General features: G+C 60.5%; 16 protein-coding genes. 12 read left to right on the forward strand and 4 right to left on the reverse strand.

Annotated features, from left to right (window positions below):
- Positions 1-4: 4 nt before the first annotated feature.
- Positions 5-2,554 (reverse strand): peptidoglycan glycosyltransferase/peptidoglycan DD-transpeptidase MrcA, encoded by a 2,550-nt coding sequence (gene mrcA, locus C1N60_RS01265; protein WP_394521300.1) that lies wholly within the window; start codon positions 2,552-2,554, stop codon positions 5-7.
- A 148-nt stretch (positions 2,555-2,702) separates the two neighbouring features.
- Here mrcA and pilM point away from each other — a divergent pair, with 148 nt between their 5' ends.
- The 12 genes from pilM to trpS all read left to right on the forward strand — a co-directional run bounded on the left by pilM (position 2,703) and on the right by trpS (position 12,692).
- The gene (gene pilM / locus C1N60_RS01270) at positions 2,703-3,512 is read left to right on the forward strand and encodes a type IV pilus biogenesis protein PilM (protein ID WP_394521301.1); all 810 of its coding nucleotides are present in this window, start codon (positions 2,703-2,705) and stop codon (positions 3,510-3,512) included.
- Positions 3,512-4,054: a PilN domain-containing protein gene (locus C1N60_RS01275; RefSeq protein WP_127834667.1), complete on the forward strand. Its 543-nt coding sequence runs from the start codon at positions 3,512-3,514 to the stop codon at positions 4,052-4,054. Before pilM ends, C1N60_RS01275 begins: the two co-directional genes overlap by 1 nt.
- Positions 4,047-4,535 (forward strand): HofO family protein, encoded by a 489-nt coding sequence (locus tag C1N60_RS01280; RefSeq protein ID WP_394521302.1) that lies wholly within the window; start codon positions 4,047-4,049, stop codon positions 4,533-4,535. Before C1N60_RS01275 ends, C1N60_RS01280 begins: the two co-directional genes overlap by 8 nt.
- The gene (locus tag C1N60_RS01285; protein ID WP_058759305.1) at positions 4,525-4,905 is read left to right on the forward strand and encodes a HofP DNA utilization family protein; all 381 of its coding nucleotides are present in this window, start codon (positions 4,525-4,527) and stop codon (positions 4,903-4,905) included. The genes C1N60_RS01280 and C1N60_RS01285 overlap by 11 nt, the downstream gene beginning before the upstream one ends.
- Entirely contained in the window at positions 4,847-6,106 is a 1,260-nt protein-coding gene (gene hofQ / locus C1N60_RS01290; RefSeq protein WP_394521303.1) for a DNA uptake porin HofQ, read from the forward strand. Before C1N60_RS01285 ends, hofQ begins: the two co-directional genes overlap by 59 nt.
- Positions 6,107-6,587: 481 nt before the next feature.
- Positions 6,588-7,109, forward strand: a complete 522-nt coding sequence (gene aroK / locus C1N60_RS01295; RefSeq protein WP_010617392.1) for a shikimate kinase AroK — start codon at positions 6,588-6,590, stop codon at positions 7,107-7,109.
- Between the two features lie 39 nt (positions 7,110-7,148).
- Entirely contained in the window at positions 7,149-8,237 is a 1,089-nt protein-coding gene (gene aroB, locus C1N60_RS01300) for a 3-dehydroquinate synthase (RefSeq protein ID WP_275027600.1), read from the forward strand.
- Positions 8,238-8,330: 93 nt separating this feature from the next.
- Positions 8,331-9,353 carry an SPOR domain-containing protein gene (locus tag C1N60_RS01305; RefSeq protein WP_058780176.1) on the forward strand — a complete coding sequence of 341 codons (1,023 nt, stop codon included), beginning with the start codon at positions 8,331-8,333 and terminating at the stop codon, positions 9,351-9,353.
- Between the two features lie 96 nt (positions 9,354-9,449).
- The gene (gene dam, locus C1N60_RS01310) at positions 9,450-10,262 is read left to right on the forward strand and encodes an adenine-specific DNA-methyltransferase (RefSeq protein WP_021507424.1); all 813 of its coding nucleotides are present in this window, start codon (positions 9,450-9,452) and stop codon (positions 10,260-10,262) included.
- A gap of 65 nt (positions 10,263-10,327) precedes the next feature.
- Positions 10,328-11,011, forward strand: coding sequence for a ribulose-phosphate 3-epimerase (gene rpe / locus C1N60_RS01315; RefSeq protein ID WP_021507425.1), 684 nt, complete (start codon positions 10,328-10,330; stop codon positions 11,009-11,011).
- Positions 10,995-11,672, forward strand: a complete 678-nt coding sequence (locus tag C1N60_RS01320) for a phosphoglycolate phosphatase (RefSeq protein ID WP_104094147.1) — start codon at positions 10,995-10,997, stop codon at positions 11,670-11,672. The genes rpe and C1N60_RS01320 overlap by 17 nt, the downstream gene beginning before the upstream one ends.
- A gap of 15 nt (positions 11,673-11,687) precedes the next feature.
- A complete protein-coding gene (gene trpS / locus C1N60_RS01325; RefSeq protein WP_021507427.1) occupies positions 11,688-12,692 on the forward strand; it encodes a tryptophan--tRNA ligase in 1,005 nt (334 codons plus the stop codon).
- Between the two features lie 40 nt (positions 12,693-12,732).
- Here trpS and C1N60_RS01330 read toward each other — a convergent pair whose 3' ends face one another.
- The 3 genes from C1N60_RS01330 to nirC all read right to left on the reverse strand — a co-directional run bounded on the left by C1N60_RS01330 (position 12,733) and on the right by nirC (position 15,466).
- Complete coding sequence (locus C1N60_RS01330; RefSeq protein WP_021507428.1) at positions 12,733-13,179, reverse strand: hypothetical protein; 447 nt, start codon at positions 13,177-13,179, stop codon at positions 12,733-12,735.
- Between the two features lie 72 nt (positions 13,180-13,251).
- Positions 13,252-14,616: a siroheme synthase CysG gene (gene cysG / locus C1N60_RS01335; protein WP_021507429.1), complete on the reverse strand. Its 1,365-nt coding sequence runs from the start codon at positions 14,614-14,616 to the stop codon at positions 13,252-13,254.
- Positions 14,617-14,662: 46 nt separating this feature from the next.
- The gene (gene nirC / locus C1N60_RS01340) at positions 14,663-15,466 is read right to left on the reverse strand and encodes a nitrite transporter NirC (RefSeq protein WP_021507430.1); all 804 of its coding nucleotides are present in this window, start codon (positions 15,464-15,466) and stop codon (positions 14,663-14,665) included.
- Positions 15,467-15,493: the final 27 nt, after the last annotated feature.

The following is a 15,493-nucleotide window of genomic DNA, read 5'->3' on the forward strand; positions in this document are numbered from 1 at the left end:
TTGATCAAAACAGTTCGTGGCTTTCACCGTTGTCCATGATGGTGGTGCCCACATCATGCACCGAATACTCGGTCGGCTGGGTGCCGTTGATGAAGTACTCCTGGCGGGTGTTGCCGCCACCGTTGGCCAGCTTGCCGGTGCCGCGGTCAATGGTCACCGTCACCACACCGTCCGGCGGTGTCAGCGGCTGCACCGGCACACCATCCAGCGCCACTTTCATGTAATCATCCCATGCCGGCTGCGCACTCTTCGCGCCGCCTTCGTAGCCGGAGATCTGATCCGGAATCGCACCCGATACCGTGGTGCGACCCAGCGCGCGCGAATCATCGAAGCCAATCCACACCGACGTCACCACGCCCGGACCATAACCGGAGAACCAGGCGTCTTTGGAACTGTTGGTGGTACCGGTTTTGCCGCCGATATCGTTACGCTTCAGATCGCGACCGGCACGCCAGCCGGTTCCCATCCAGCCCGGTTCACCGAAGATGTTGGAGTTCAGCGCGCTCTTAATCAGGAACGCCAGCGGCGTGTTGATCACGTGCGGCGCATACTGCTGATCGCCGGCCGGCTGCGGCTGAGCGGGTACCTGCTCCAGCTCGGGCTGCGGCACGGTCTGATTCTGCTGCTGATTCGAGGTGGCGACGTTTTCCACGCTCTCTTCATTCAGCGCCACCGACTTTTTGGTGTCGCCATAGATCACCGGCAGATTGCACTGCGGGCAGGCGATCTTCGGCTGCGCCTGGAAAATCACGCCGCCCTGTTCGTTCTCAATCTTCGCGATGAAGTAAGGATCGACCAGGAAGCCACCGTTAGCCATCACCGCATAGCCGCGCGCCACCTGCATTGGCGTGAAGGATGCGGCGCCCAGTGCCAGCGACTCGGTATGGATAATGTTCTGCGCCGGGAAGCCAAAGCGCTGCAGATACTCAGCGGCGTAATCAACGCCCATGGCACGCATCGCGCGCACCATCACCACGTTTTTCGACTCACCCAGCCCCTGGCGTAAACGAATCGGACCCGCATAAGTCGGCGGCGAGTTCTTTGGTCGCCAGTCTGCGCCGGCGCCGGCATCCCAGCGTGAAATCGGCACGTCGTTGAGGATGGAGGCCAGCGTCAGGCCGCGGTCCATGGCGGCGGTATACAGGAACGGCTTGATGTTCGAGCCGACCTGACGCAGCGCCTGGGTGGCACGGTTGAACATACTCTGGTTGAAGTCAAAACCACCGACCAGCGCGCGTACCGCACCGTCTTCCGGATTAAGCGACACCAGCGCCGAGTTCACCAGCGGTACCTGTCCCAGCCACCACGCGTCACCGACTTTGCGTACCCAAATCTGCTGGCCAGCCTGCAGCACCTGAGTGACGCTGCGCGGCGTCGGGCCCTGCAGGGTGTCGGATTTATACGGACGCGCCCAGCGCACGCCGGCTAAAGTCAGCGAAACGCTGCTGCCATCTTTCAGCATGGCGGTGGCTTCGTCGGCGCTGGCGCTGGTGACCACGGCGGCATTCAGCGGACCGTAGACCGGCAGATTTTTCAGCGTATTGACGATGCGGGTGTGATCCCAGCTGGCTTCACCCACTTTCCACAGCACGTTGGTCGGACCGCGATAACCGTGACGCATATCGTACGCCATCACGTTGTTACGCACCGCCTGCTGTGCGGCTTCCTGCAGATGGCGGGTCACGGTGGTATACACCTTGTAGCCATCGTCATAGGCGCTGTCGCCGTAGCGTTTCACCATCTCCTGACGCACTAACTCGGTGAGATACGGTGCAGAGAAGGCAATTTCCGGGCCGTGATAGCTGGCGGTCAGCGGCGTGTTGCGCGCGTCGTTATACTGCTGCTGCGTGATGTAGTTCTGATCCAGCATGCGAGCCAGCACCACATTACGGCGCGCCAGCGCACGGGCGTGTGAATAGAGCGGGTTAAAGGTCGACGGCGCTTTCGGCAGGCCGGCGATCATCGCCATTTCACTCAGCGACAGCTGATCGACCGGTTTACCGAAGTACACCTGCGCCGCCGCACCGACGCCGTAAGCACGATAGCCGAGATAGATTTTATTCAGATACAGCTCAAGGATTTCATCCTTGCTCAGCAACTGCTCAATGCGAATCGCCAGGAAGGCTTCCTTGATTTTACGCATCAGCGTGCGTTCAGGGCTGAGGAAGAAGTTACGCGCCAGCTGCTGCGTAATGGTACTGGCGCCCTGCGAGGCGTGGCCGGAGACCAGCGCGATGCTGGCGGCGCGGAAAATCCCCACCGGATCGACGCCGTGATGCTCATAAAAGCGGCTGTCTTCGGTGGCGATAAACGCTTTGATTAGCTCAGGCGGCATCTGTTGCAGGGTGAGCGGGATACGGCGTTTTTCACCGTACTGGGCGATCAGCTCGCCATCCGCGCTGTAAACCTGCATCGGGGTTTGCAGGCGCACATCTTTCAATGTGTTCACATCAGGCAGCTGCGGCTCTATGTATTTGTACAAACCATAAACCGTGCCGGCTCCCAGCAAAATGCAACACACTGCAAGGATCAATAAATACTTTACGAACTTCACCTGAGAATTCCCATCTGTTGGCGTTTGGGCAGTTTATAAACAATCGCGCGGTAGTATAAAGGCAAGCCTGACGCTTTGATATACCCGTCATTCTTCATGCAATGCGGGTAATCATCCTTTTTCCTGTAACGATAAGGAGATCGCGCGCATGGCTTTTCAGCGCTGGCAAATTGGACTGGACATCCAGAACGGGCAACTCTGCGCCCTTGGCATTGAACGACGCCGTCACGGATGGCAGCTGCGACACTGGTGGCAGCAGCCGCTGCCGCACGATACGTTACGCAACGGCGTGTTGCAAACCTCGCCAGTGTTACAGGAGATGTTGGTGCGCTGGCAGCGTCATTTACCCAGGCGCTACTCACTGCGCGTTGGCCTGCCGCCGCAGCTGGTGCTGCAGCGTACGCTGCCGTTGCCAGAGACCTCACTGCGCGAGCCGGCGCTCAGCCGCTACGTTAACGCGTCCGCATCACGCCTGTTCCCGGTCGAGGCCGCCTCGCTGTCGCTGGATTACCGGCTGGGCGACAGCGCCAGCCAGCTGCACGTCACCGCCGCGCGCCGCGACGTCATCGCCCAGTGGCTGGCGCCGCTGCAGCAGGCCGGACTGCGCCCCGACGTGTTTGAGCTGAGCAGTCTGGCACTGACACAGATCGCCATACGCGTTCCGCTGCGCCCGCATCAGCTGCTGATCCATCCGCTCAGCGACCACTGGCTGTGGACGCTGGCCGGCGAAAATAGCGCCTGCGGCGCGGCGACCGAACCCCTGACGCTCGCCCATCTGCGTGACACCTTTCCCCAGGCACAAACGGTGTTCTGCACCTCACCGCAGGCGTTGCCGGAGGCGGAAGTGCAGCGCTGCAAGCCGCTGGCGCTGCTGCACTATCTGCAACCGCCGCTACCGGAAGAGGCGGGCGCGCTGGCGATTGCGCTTGGCCTGGCGCTGCGCCCGGAGGATTACTGATGCTGGCGGTCAATTTGCTCCCGTGGCGGGCACAGCAGTTGCTGCTACGCCGCCAGCACAGTGTGGCGTTGCTGGTTGTCGTGCTGCTGGTAACGCTGTTACTCACGCTGCTGCTGTGGTGGCGCGCTGAACAGCGGCTCCAGCATGCAGTCCGGCAGCACACCGATATGACCATTCAGCTCCAGCAGATCCAGCAGCGGCTGGCGCAACAGCAAACGCTGATGGCGCAGCGGGATGATCTGTTACGCAGGCAGCAGGCGCAGCAACAGCGGCTGCAGCAGCATCAACGCTGGCAGCAGTTCTGGCAGCAACTGCCCGCACTGATGCCGGAGACGCTGTGGCTGAGTCGCGTGGAGCGGCGTCAGGGGCAACTGGTGCTGGACGGTCTGGCGCAAAGCCTGGCTGATGTCAGCGCGTTCCGCCATCAACTGCAGACGCAACCGCTATTTGCGGCGGTGAAGCAGGGCAGCGTACAGCGTCAGGCGCAGGGAGATTACCGCTTCGCGCTGCGTGCCCGGCTGCAGGAGGCGACCGATGAATGAACTCATCCAGCGCTGGCTGCAGCTGGCACTGACGTGGCGGATAGCCAGCCTGCAGCTGCTGGCGCTGCTGCTACTCGGGCTGGCGTGGCTACTGCTGCTGCGTCCGCAACAGCAGCAATTCAGCACGCTGCAACAGCAGCTGTCACAACTGGCGCAGCAGCACCAGCAACGTCAGCAGCAGCTGGAGGCGCGACCGGCCATCGAACAGCTTCAGGCGGAGATCGCAACGCTGCAGCCAGCCGCAACGGCGGCGTCCGTATCGTTAGAGCAACTGGTGGCGGCGCGCGGCAATCTGCTCGAGGCCTGGCATCCGGACAGCCAGCCACAGCAGCTGGCGCTGCGCCTGAGCTGGCCGCAGTTTCTGCCGCTGTTCAGCGGGCTGGCTGCGACGGCGTTAGCGGTGCCACAGCGTTTTCAGCTGCAAGCGGAGCAGGGCGTGTTACACAGCGAGTTCTGGCTGGAGAGTGACGATGCGGAGTAGCGCACTGGTGTTACTGCTGTGCAGCAGCTGGGCGCTGGCGCGCGATCCGTTCCAGCCGCTGGCTGCCAGCCAGTGTCAGGCGCCCGCTGCCGTACCGCAGGGCTGGCGCTTACAGGGCATCATTGGTCGCGCGCCGCACTTTGTGGCCTGGCTGGTTTCACCGCAGGGCAAACGTCAGCGGCTGAGTGCACCGGCTGCTTTTCCGGTGGCACCGTGGCAGGTGACCCAGCTCAGCGCACATACGCTGGTACTGAGCGCCACGCAGAGCTGTCCGCCGCAGCACATCACATGGGTAATAAAAGGAGGATTTTATGAAAAGGATGACGCTGCTGCTGTGGCTGGCGCTGAGCAGTCCGCTGCACGCCGCTGATCAGCCCCTGAGCCTGGTATTTGATGATGCGCCGGTCGAGCGCATTCTGCAGGCGCTGGCTGACTATCAGCAAACCAACCTGCTGATCGCGCCGGGCGTGGAGGGGCGGCTGTCGCTGCGACTCGATAACGTCGGCTGGGAGCGCGCACTGGCGCTGGTCACGCGGCTGGCGAAACTCACGGTGATCCAGGAGGAGGGTGTGCTGCTGGTCTATCCGGAGAGCTGGCAGCAGCGACAGGCACAGCAGGCACAGGCGGAGCGTGAAGAGAAGCAGCTGCAGGTGCCGCTTGAGCAGCGCACTGTCACGCTGCACTACGCCAGCGCCAGCGATGTCTACCGCAGCCTGCAGGCGGAACGCTCGCTGATGACGCCGCGCGGCAGCGTGACGGTGGATAGCCGTACCAACAGCCTGTTGCTGCGGGACAGCGCGCAGGCGCTGCGCGATACCGAGCGCTGGCTGCAGGCGCTGGATCTGCCGCTGGAGCAGGTGGAGCTGTCAGCGCACATTGTTACCATCAATGAAGAGCATCTGCGCGAGCTCGGCGTCAGCTGGAGCACCGCACCCGGTGATGTCGTCACCGGGGCGCTGCGCAATCCGCAGCTGCTGGTGCCGCTGGCGGTGAGCAATCCGGCGATACGCGCCGGCGTCACGCTCGGACCGATGAGCGGCGAACTGCTTAACCTGGAGCTGAGCGCGCTGGAGCAGGAGAACCAGATTGAAATCATCGCCAGCCCGCGGCTGTTTACCTCGCACCAGCAGACCGCCACCATTAAGCAGGGCACCGAAATTCCCTATGAGGTGAAATCCGGTAACAGCGGCGCGACGGCGATTGAGTTCAAAGAGGCGGTGCTGGGCATGGAGGTGACGCCAGTAGTATTGGGCAACGGGCGTATTCAGCTCACGCTGCGGCTGAGCCAGAACATGCCGGGTCGCAGCCTGACGATGGGGGAAAGTCAGGTGCTGAGCATCGATAAGCAGGAAATCGCCACTCAGGTGACGCTGCGCGACGGTGAAACGCTGGCGCTGGGCGGTATTTTCCAGCAGCAGCGCACCCAGGGCGAAAAGCGCGTGCCGTGGCTGGGCGAGGTGCCGCTGCTCGGCAGTCTGTTTCGTCAGCAGACCGACGAGCGCAAAAAACGTGAGCTGGTGATCTTCATCACGCCGCGACTGGTCAGGGAAGCAGCGCTTACCGCCGGATAAAGCGGAAAATTCGCTCCATATGACCAACTGCGTTGACGCAGGGCAGGAATTAGCATACAAGGTTTAGCGATTTTAAAACGGTGTAACGGAACGCGGCAGGATAACCTTCCGGCGGGTGTCAGTGACAAGCGATACTGACATCGAAAGAAATATGCCCGAATTTTGGGTGGTACAGGACGTCAGCAACGGCACCAATTCCACAGTTTACGCAGGTAAGCTGTCGGGAGCGACAGGCCCAGCCAGCGCACCTGTAGCGCGCACAAGGATGGCAAAAAAGGAAGAGCGTTACCGTCTCGCGAACCACAGACCGGTCCTGTTTGAAGGTCGCCGGGGGCAATTTATTCGGTTGCCAAACGGCCATGAGTGTTGAGATAATTTTCCGTCTGACTCTTGCTAACGCTCATGAGGTCTCAGTTCCTGTCCCGCCAGCAATGTGCTGAACGCGGGGTATCATCAACGAATTCTTAGTAATACCGACAAAATGGCAGAGAAACGCAATATCTTTCTGGTTGGGCCGATGGGTGCCGGCAAAAGCACTATTGGTCGTCAGTTAGCTCAGCAACTCAATATGGAATTTTTCGATTCCGATCAGGAAATTGAGCGACGTACCGGAGCGGATGTAGGCTGGGTATTTGATGTGGAAGGCGAAGCCGGTTTTCGCGATCGTGAAGAGAAAATCATCAACGAGCTGACCGAGAAACAGGGCATTGTCCTGGCGACCGGTGGCGGCTCCGTCAAATCCCGTGAAACCCGTAATCGTCTCTCCGCCCGCGGTGTGGTCGTCTACCTCGAAACCACCATCGAAAAGCAACTTGCCCGCACTCAGCGTGATAAAAAGCGTCCGCTGCTGCAGGTTGACGAACCGCCGCGCGAAGTACTGGAAGCGCTGGCTGGCGAACGTAATCCGCTTTATGAAGAGATCGCTGACGTCACCATTCGCACTGACGATCAAAGTGCAAAAGTTGTCGCCAATCAGATCATCAACATGCTGGAAAAAAATTAATCCAGCACCCTGAGGGCTCAGCAATAGGTATCGGTCATCATGGAGAAGATCACTGTCTCACTGGGGGATCGCAGTTACCCCATCACCATCGCTGCCGGACTGTTTAACGATCCGGCTTCTTTTTGGCCGCTGAAAGCCGGCGACAATGCCATGCTGGTGACGAATCAAACGCTGGCACCGATCTATCTGGACAAACTCGCGACGCTGCTGAGCAACGCCGGGGTGAAAGTGGATCAGGTGATTCTGCCCGACGGTGAGCAGTACAAAACGCTGGCGGTGATGGACGAGGTTTTCACCGCGCTACTGCAGAAGCCGCACGGCCGTGACACCACGCTGATTGCGCTGGGCGGTGGCGTGATTGGCGATCTGACCGGTTTTGCGGCCGCCAGCTACCAGCGCGGCGTACGCTTTATTCAGGCGCCGACCACCTTGCTGTCGCAGGTTGACTCCTCGGTTGGGGGCAAGACTGCGGTGAACCATCCCCTCGGTAAAAACATGATCGGTGCTTTCTACCAGCCGGCTTCGGTGGTGGTTGATACCGACTGCCTCACTACGCTGCCGCCGCGCGAGCTGGCCTCCGGTCTGGCGGAAGTGATCAAATACGGCATCATTCTCGACGGTGAATTTTTCCAGTGGCTGGAGCAGAATCTTGATGCGCTGCTGGCGCTGGATAACACTGCCATGGCTTACTGCATTCGCCGCTGCTGCGAGCTGAAAGCCGACGTGGTGGCGGCCGACGAGCGTGAAACCGGCCTGCGTGCGCTGCTCAATCTCGGTCATACTTTTGGCCATGCGATTGAAGCGCATATGGGTTACGGCAACTGGTTGCACGGTGAAGCGGTTGCGGCAGGCATGGTAATGGCGGCGCGCACTGCTGAGCGTCTGGGTCAGTTCAGCGCTGCCGATACTGACCGCATTATTGCGCTGCTGCAGCGTGCTGGCCTGCCGGTTAACGGCCCGGCCAGCATGACGGCAGAAGCCTATCTGCCGCACATGATGCGCGATAAAAAAGTGCTCGGCGGCGAGCTGCGTCTGGTGCTGCCTCTCGCTATTGGCCGCTCCGAAGTGCGTGGCGGCGTGGCGCATGATATGGTGCTGGCTGCGATTAACGATTGCAAAGTATCTTGATTATCCCCGGACTACGTCGGGCTGCTGTCCGGCGGGGAACAGTGAGCAGTGATGCGGCACGTGGGAAGCGTGCCGTTTTACGGAGGAGGCTAAATGGATGAGTTCAAACCGGAAGACGAGTTAAAACCTGACGCCAGTGACCGCCGTCCCACGCGGCCTCGCAAATCGTCTTCTGCGCCGAAAGCGAAAGTACCGGTTTCCCGTCAGCATATGATGATGGGCATCGGCATTCTGGTGCTGCTGATTCTGGTGCTGGGCATTGGCTCCGCGCTGACCGGCCCGGACGAGAAGAAACCGGCCAGCAACAGCGCCAGCACCGGTAGCGCGGCACCGGCTGGCGGCGGCAGTGAAAAGAATATCGACCTGTCAGGTTCAACCACCATGAGCGGCCAGCAGAATGCCACGCCGTCGGCTGAGGGCAGTGCGCCGCAGAATACCGCCGGTAACGCCGCACCCGCCGGCAGTGACGGCCAGTCAATCTCCATGCCGTCTGTCTCCTCCACGCCGACTCAGGCCGCACCGGTTGACACACCGGCCAACCAGCAGCGCGTAACGCTGCCGGGCGATCTCAATACCGCGCTGAATAATCAGCAGGGTTCCGTTGATGCCGCGGCGCAGGGCGCACAGGGCAACAGTTCGCTGCCTACCGCACCGGCAACGGTCAGCGGCAGCGCTGGCAAAGCGGTCACGCCGCCGGCGGTACGCGCTGAGACGCCACCGCGCAGCCTCGGTGCCAGCAGCAGCCACAAAACCCCGGCTGCCAGCAAACCGGCTGCAGTGAAAGAGAACAAAACGCACACCACCACCGCGCACAACAGCGCACCGGCCAGCAGTGGCGGTGCCAGCAAGTCGCTGCCATCGGGCGGCAACTACACGCTGCAGCTGAGCGGTGCGTCGAAAGAAGCGAGCCTGAACGCCTGGGCGAAGAAACAGAATCTGAGCGGTTATCACGTGTATAAAACCACGCGTAACGGCCAGCCGTGGTACGTGCTGGTGAGCGGCGCTTATGCCACACCGGCCGAAGCCAAACGTGCAGTAGCTTCACTGCCGGCGGAAGTGCGTGCGGCGAACCCGTGGGTTAAACCGCTCAGCCAGGTGAAGAAAGAGAGCCAGTAAGTGATGTGGGGCCGCGCTGCTGCGGCCCCGTTCTAAGCGCAGATCTGCTGTCGGTTTCGCCACAGCCAATAATTAAGATGTAATAGCCACGACAGCATGAAGAAAAATCGCGCTTTCCTGAAATGGGCCGGAGGGAAATACCCGCTGCTTGACGATATCCGTCGTCATCTGCCACAAGGTGATTGTTTAATCGAACCTTTTGTCGGCGCCGGTTCCGTATTCCTCAACACCGATTATGACCGTTATCACCTGGCGGACATCAACGGTGATCTGATCAATCTCTATAATATCGTCAAAACGCGCACCGCCTCGTTTATTGAAGACGCGCGCCAGCTGTTCAGCGCCAGCGGCAATACGGCGGAAACCTATTACGCTCAGCGTACGGCGTTCAACGCCAGCACGGATACCTATCAGCGCGCCGTGCTGTTTCTTTATCTTAACCGCCACGGTTACAACGGCCTGTGCCGTTACAATCTGCGCGGTGAATTTAATGTGCCCTTTGGTCGCTATCGTAAGCCGTACTTCCCGGAAGCCGAACTGTTATGGTTCGCCGAGCGCGCGCAAAAAGCCACCTTTGTCTGTGAATCGTACGATGTTACTCTGGGCAACGCCCCTGCAGGCTCAGTGGTTTATTGCGATCCGCCGTACGCGCCGCTGTCGGCGACGGCTAATTTTACCGCTTACCACACCAACAGCTTTAGCCTGCGCGAGCAGCAGCACCTGGCGGAACTGGCCAGTAAGCTGGCGCAGGAGAGCCGCATCCCGGTACTGATTTCAAACCACGATACCCTGCTGACGCGCGAGTGGTATCAGCATGCGGATTTACACGTAGTTAAAGCCCGGCGTTCCATCAGCCGAAGCATAAGTGGTCGCACTCAGGTTGACGAACTGCTGGCGCTTTTCCGCTAGCCTGTTTCGTCCGCGACCAACGCATCACGCCAGCTCCGGCTGGCGCACAAAATTGGGAGATTCGGATGAAACAATTTTTACTGGCCCCATCAATCCTTGCCGCTGATTTTGCCCGCCTGGGCGAAGATACCGCTAAAGCGCTGGAAGCCGGTGGCGACGTGGTGCATTTCGATGTGATGGACAACCACTATGTTCCCAATCTGACCATGGGGCCAATGGTGCTGAAAGCGCTGCGCGATTACGGCATCACCGCGCCCATCGATGTGCATCTGATGGTCAAACCGGTCGATGCGCTGATCCCGGAATTCGCCAAAGCGGGTGCCAGCTTCATTACTTTCCATCCCGAAGCCAGCGAGCACGTTGACCGTACGCTGCAGCTGATCAAAGAGCACGGCTGTAAAGCCGGTCTGGTGTTCAATCCGGCAACGCCGCTCAGCTATCTCGATTACGTGATGGATAAGCTCGACATCATTCTGCTGATGTCAGTGAACCCCGGCTTCGGCGGCCAGTCCTTTATTCCGGGCACGCTGGATAAACTGCGCGAAGCGCGTCGTCGCATTGACCAGAGCGGTTACCAAATCCGTCTGGAAGTGGATGGCGGCGTGAAGATCGATAACATCGGTCAGATCGCGGCGGCCGGGGCTGATATGTTTGTTGCCGGCTCGGCGATCTTCGGTCATCCGGATTACAAGAAGGTGATCGATGAGATGCGCAGCGAACTGGAGAAAGTTAATGGCTCATTTCACTGATATTCGCGCGCTGGCGTTCGATCTCGATGGCACGCTGGTGCACAGCGCGCCAGGCCTGGCACAGGCGATCGATCTGGCGCTGGCCGATTTGCAGCTGCCGCCCGCGGGCGTTGAGCGCGTTTCAACCTGGATTGGCAACGGTGCGGACATCATGATGGCGCGGGCGCTCAGCTGGGCGCTGGGCCGTGAGCCGCACGCCGACGAGCAGCGCGACGCGCGTGCGCTGTTCGACAAACATTACGCCGCGACGGTGGAAGCTGGCAGTACGCTGTTTCCACAGGTGCAGGAGACGCTGGCTGCGCTGCATGCCAGCGGTCTGCCGCTGGCCATCGTCACCAACAAACCCACACCGTTTGTTGCTCCGCTGCTGCAGTCGCTCGGCATTGCCGACTACTTTTCTCTGATCATCGGCGGCGACGATGTGGTGGTGAAAAAACCACATCCGGCGGCGATTTTCCTCGTTCTCGGCCGTTTCGGCGTGCTTCCAGGACAATTGCTGTTTGTCGGTGATTCGCGCAATGATATTCTCGCTGCCCAGGCGGCGGGCGTGCCAAACGTTGCGATGACCTTCGGCTACAACTACGGTGAGCCGATTGCCACCAGCCAGCCCGATTTAACTCTCGATACTTTTAGCGAACTTTTGCCCGTTCTCGGGCTGTGATTATCAGGACATAACATGAGCAAACCCATCGTTTTCAGCGGCGCCCAGCCTTCCGGTGAACTGACCATTGGCAACTACATGGGTGCGCTGCGTCAGTGGGTGCAGATGCAGGATGATTTCCACTGCATTTACTGCATCGTCGATCTGCACGCCATCACCGTTCGTCAGGACCCGGCCGCGCTGCGCAAAGCCACGCTGGATACGCTGGCGCTGTATCTTGCCTGCGGTATCGATCCGGAAAAAAGCACTATCTTCGTGCAGTCGCACGTACCGGAGCACGCCCAGCTGAGCTGGGTACTGAACTGCTACGCCTACTTCGGCGAACTGAGCCGCATGACGCAGTTCAAGGACAAATCGGCACGTTACGAAGAGAACATTAACGCCGGCCTGTTCGATTATCCGGTGCTGATGGCGGCCGATATTCTGCTGTATCAGACTAACCAGGTGCCGGTCGGCGAAGATCAGAAGCAGCACCTTGAGCTGAGCCGCGATATCGCCGCGCGCTTCAATGCCCTGTACGGCGACGTGTTTAAAATTCCTGAGCCGTTTATTCCGAAGTCCGGCGCGCGCGTGATGTCACTGCTGGAGCCGACGAAGAAGATGTCGAAATCCGATGATAACCGTAACAACGTGATTGGTCTGCTGGAAGACACCAAATCGGTGGTGAAGAAGATCAAGCGCGCAGTGACCGACTCGGAAGAGCCGCCGGTAGTGCGTTACGACATCAAAGAGAAAGCGGGTGTGTCAAACCTGCTGGACATTCTGTCCGGCGTGACCGGTAAGCCGATTGCGCAGCTGGAGCAGGAGTTCGAAGGTAAAATGTATGGTCACCTGAAAGGTGCGGTGGCTGATGCTGTGTCTGAGATGCTGACTGAGCTGCAGGAGCGTTATCACCGCTTCCGCAATGACGAAGCGTTCCTCAACCAGGTGATGCGTGATGGCGCAGCGAAAGCCCGTGCGCATGCCCAGGAAACGCTGAAGAAAGTGTATGACGCCGTAGGCTTCGTGGCGCAGCCATAAGCCGGTTTGCCGGGGCGCGGCACAACGCGCCCCGCAGGCTTTACTTCACCCGATGCAGCGTCAGCTCTGCGCCATCCCAGAATAGCCGCGCATTGCCGTCGGCCAGCACGCTCAGTACCGCGCCCGGTGCCGGTCCCCACGCCTGATTGCCACAGTGCACGTTGAAGCCATAGCGAAAGCTGAAATCACGATCCTGTCCGGCCCCGCTGGCGGCGCTCAGGCGCGGTTTGCCCTGGCAATTGTCGGTCGCCGGATTAATGGCGCGTTCGGCAGTGCCGCGCGTCCAGCTAATCGCATTGGGTTTAAACGCCACGCGCGCGCCCATAAACTGCGGATCGTTTTTGATGTAAATCTGGCCGTTCTCCTTTTTCGGCGTCACGGCAACCACCTGCCATTCGCCCGTGACCGATGACCACGTTACCGGGGCGGCACTCACCGCCACGCTCAGCGGCATCAGCAGCGCCGCGGCCAGAGAAATAATGCGCATGGAAACTCCTTGTGATTGATTTGGCTGCTCAGTCTGGCGGCAAAGCGCAGCGCTGTACAGTATTTTACCGCATCAGAACCAGCGCAGCTGCGTGCGCAGGCTGACCACGCGGCCCACAATGATCAGCGCCGGACTGGCAAACTGCTGTGCCAGGGTCGCCAGCTCCTGCAGCGTGGCGCAGGCGACGCGCTGCTGCGGCGTGGTGCCGTGCTGCACGATAGCCACCGGCATCGCTGCGTCCATCCCGTGCCGTAACAGCTGCTGCTGAATGTCGGCCGCCTGGCTGAGGCCCATATAAAACACCAGCGTCTGCTGCTCCGCCGCCAGTTTGCCCCACTCCATTTCGCCGTGCTGCTGCAGATGGCCGGTGACGAAGCGCACGCTCTGGGCATGGTCGCGGTGGGTGAGGGGAATACCGCTGTAGGCGGCACAGCCGGAGGCGGCGGTGATGCCCGGCACCACGCTGAACGGGATGTTATGCTGCGCCAGCACCTCCAGCTCTTCGCCGCCGCGGCCAAAAATAAAGGGATCGCCGCCTTTGAGGCGCACCACACGCTTGCCGCGCTGCGCCTGCTCCAGCAGCAGCTGGTTGATTTGTTCCTGCGGCACGCAGTGATGGCCCGCCTGCTTACCCACGAAGAGGCGTTCGGCATCGCGCCGCACCAGATTAAGAATCGGCTCCGACACCAGCCGGTCATACACCACCACATCAGCCTGCTGGATAGCCTGCAACCCTTTCAGCGTCAGCAGACCGGCATCGCCCGGCCCGGCGCCGACCAGCACGACTTCGCCCTGCTGCGTCAGCGGCGCCGCAAACAAGGCATCGACCTGCGCGGCAGCGCGTGCCCGATCGCCGTTGGCCAGCGTTTGGGCCAGCCGATCGCTGGCAAAGAAGCGCTCCCAGAAGGCGCGGCGTGGCGCCATGGCGCTAAAATGCTGCTTCACTCGCTCGCGCAGTGAGCCCGCCAGCGCAGCCAGTTCGCCGAGATGCTGGGGCAGCATTGCCTCCAGCTTCTCACGCAGCAGACGCGCCAGCACCGGCGCGCGGCCTCCGGAAGAGACGGCGATCATCAGCGGCGAGCGGTCGACGATCGACGGCATAATGGCGCTGGCCTGCTGCGGCGCATCCACCAGGTTACAGAAGAGGCGGCGCTGTTCGGCGGCGTCAGCCACCTGCTGATTGACGGCATCATCGTTGGTAGCCGCAATCGCCAGCCAGCATTCATCCAGCCAGTCATCGGCAAAGGCGCCGTGCAGTAACGTCACTTTTCCCTGTTGAGCCCACAGCTGAAACGCCGGGGAAAAATCCCGCGCGCCGACGTACAGCTCTGCGCCGGCTTCCAGCAGCAAACGCGCTTTGCGTTCAGCCACATCGCCTGCGCCAACCAGTAAACAACGCTTGCCTTGCAGCCGACAAAACAGCGGAAAGTAATCCATAACGAATCCTGAAAAAAAGCCCGCACGGTGCGGGCTGTGGAAGGGATTATACCGATTTCAGCGGCGAAGCCTGGGCTTGCGTCTGCGGGCGCTGCGCCTGCGGCGTGGCATACCAGTAGCCGAGGCCCATCAGCACCATGCCAGAGAACATATTGCCGAGCGTCACCCACAGCAGGTTGTGGCCGATGCCGCGCAGCGTCAGGTCGGCGCTGTGCTGGCCAAACCACGACAGCGCAAATACCGTCATGTTGGCGATGGAGTGCTCGTAACCGGAGGCGATAAACGCCAGCAGGCACCACCAGATAGCGATGAACTTCGCGGCCCCTTCGCTGCGCACTGCCATCCAGATCGCCAGACACACCAGCCAGTTGCACAGCGCGCCTTTAAAGAACAGCGCCATCGCCGTCTGCGTGGTTTTTGCCAGCGCTACGCTGTGGATCAGCGAGCCGGCGTTCGGCAGCAGCGCACCAGCGGCGTAGTAGTAGAGCAGGGCGACAAACACTGAGCCGATCAGGTTACCCAGCCAGGTTTGCGGCAGCACGCACCACATCTGGCCGTGGCTGATGGTGCCGGCTTTGACGCCCACGGTGAGGAACATGGTATGACCGGTAAATAGCTCGGAACCGGCGATGATGACCAGCGTCAGGGCAATACCGAAGGTGGCGCCCATCAGCAGTGGACGATATGCCGGGTCCGCCAGATTACCGAGGGTGAAGATCAGGATGATCGCCAGGCCAACATAAGCGCCGGCCATCGCCGATCCAATCCAGAAGGCCAGCGGGCTGTGCTGCGCGGTGCGTACAATGCGCGCCGCATTGGCGGCGCAGGTGTTCAGGGTGTCAGAAAACATAGTGACGTCTCATAAAGTGAAGGAATT

This window comes from Pantoea sp. SGAir0184 (assembly GCF_043544755.1).

Coding starts and splice junctions, on each gene's coding strand:
- pilM (WP_394521301.1), top strand. CDS start 2,703: ATGGCTTTTCAGCGCTGGCAAATTGGACTGGACATCCAGAACGGGCAA.
- C1N60_RS01275 (WP_127834667.1), top strand. CDS start 3,512: ATGCTGGCGGTCAATTTGCTCCCGTGGCGGGCACAGCAGTTGCTGCTA.
- C1N60_RS01280 (WP_394521302.1), top strand. CDS start 4,047: ATGAATGAACTCATCCAGCGCTGGCTGCAGCTGGCACTGACGTGGCGG.
- C1N60_RS01285 (WP_058759305.1), top strand. CDS start 4,525: ATGCGGAGTAGCGCACTGGTGTTACTGCTGTGCAGCAGCTGGGCGCTG.
- hofQ (WP_394521303.1), top strand. CDS start 4,847: ATGAAAAGGATGACGCTGCTGCTGTGGCTGGCGCTGAGCAGTCCGCTG.
- aroK (WP_010617392.1), top strand. CDS start 6,588: ATGGCAGAGAAACGCAATATCTTTCTGGTTGGGCCGATGGGTGCCGGC.
- aroB (WP_275027600.1), top strand. CDS start 7,149: ATGGAGAAGATCACTGTCTCACTGGGGGATCGCAGTTACCCCATCACC.
- C1N60_RS01305 (WP_058780176.1), top strand. CDS start 8,331: ATGGATGAGTTCAAACCGGAAGACGAGTTAAAACCTGACGCCAGTGAC.
- dam (WP_021507424.1), top strand. CDS start 9,450: ATGAAGAAAAATCGCGCTTTCCTGAAATGGGCCGGAGGGAAATACCCG.
- rpe (WP_021507425.1), top strand. CDS start 10,328: ATGAAACAATTTTTACTGGCCCCATCAATCCTTGCCGCTGATTTTGCC.
- C1N60_RS01320 (WP_104094147.1), top strand. CDS start 10,995: ATGGCTCATTTCACTGATATTCGCGCGCTGGCGTTCGATCTCGATGGC.
- trpS (WP_021507427.1), top strand. CDS start 11,688: ATGAGCAAACCCATCGTTTTCAGCGGCGCCCAGCCTTCCGGTGAACTG.
- C1N60_RS01330 (WP_021507428.1), bottom strand. CDS start 13,179: ATGCGCATTATTTCTCTGGCCGCGGCGCTGCTGATGCCGCTGAGCGTG.
- cysG (WP_021507429.1), bottom strand. CDS start 14,616: ATGGATTACTTTCCGCTGTTTTGTCGGCTGCAAGGCAAGCGTTGTTTA.
- nirC (WP_021507430.1), bottom strand. CDS start 15,466: ATGTTTTCTGACACCCTGAACACCTGCGCCGCCAATGCGGCGCGCATT.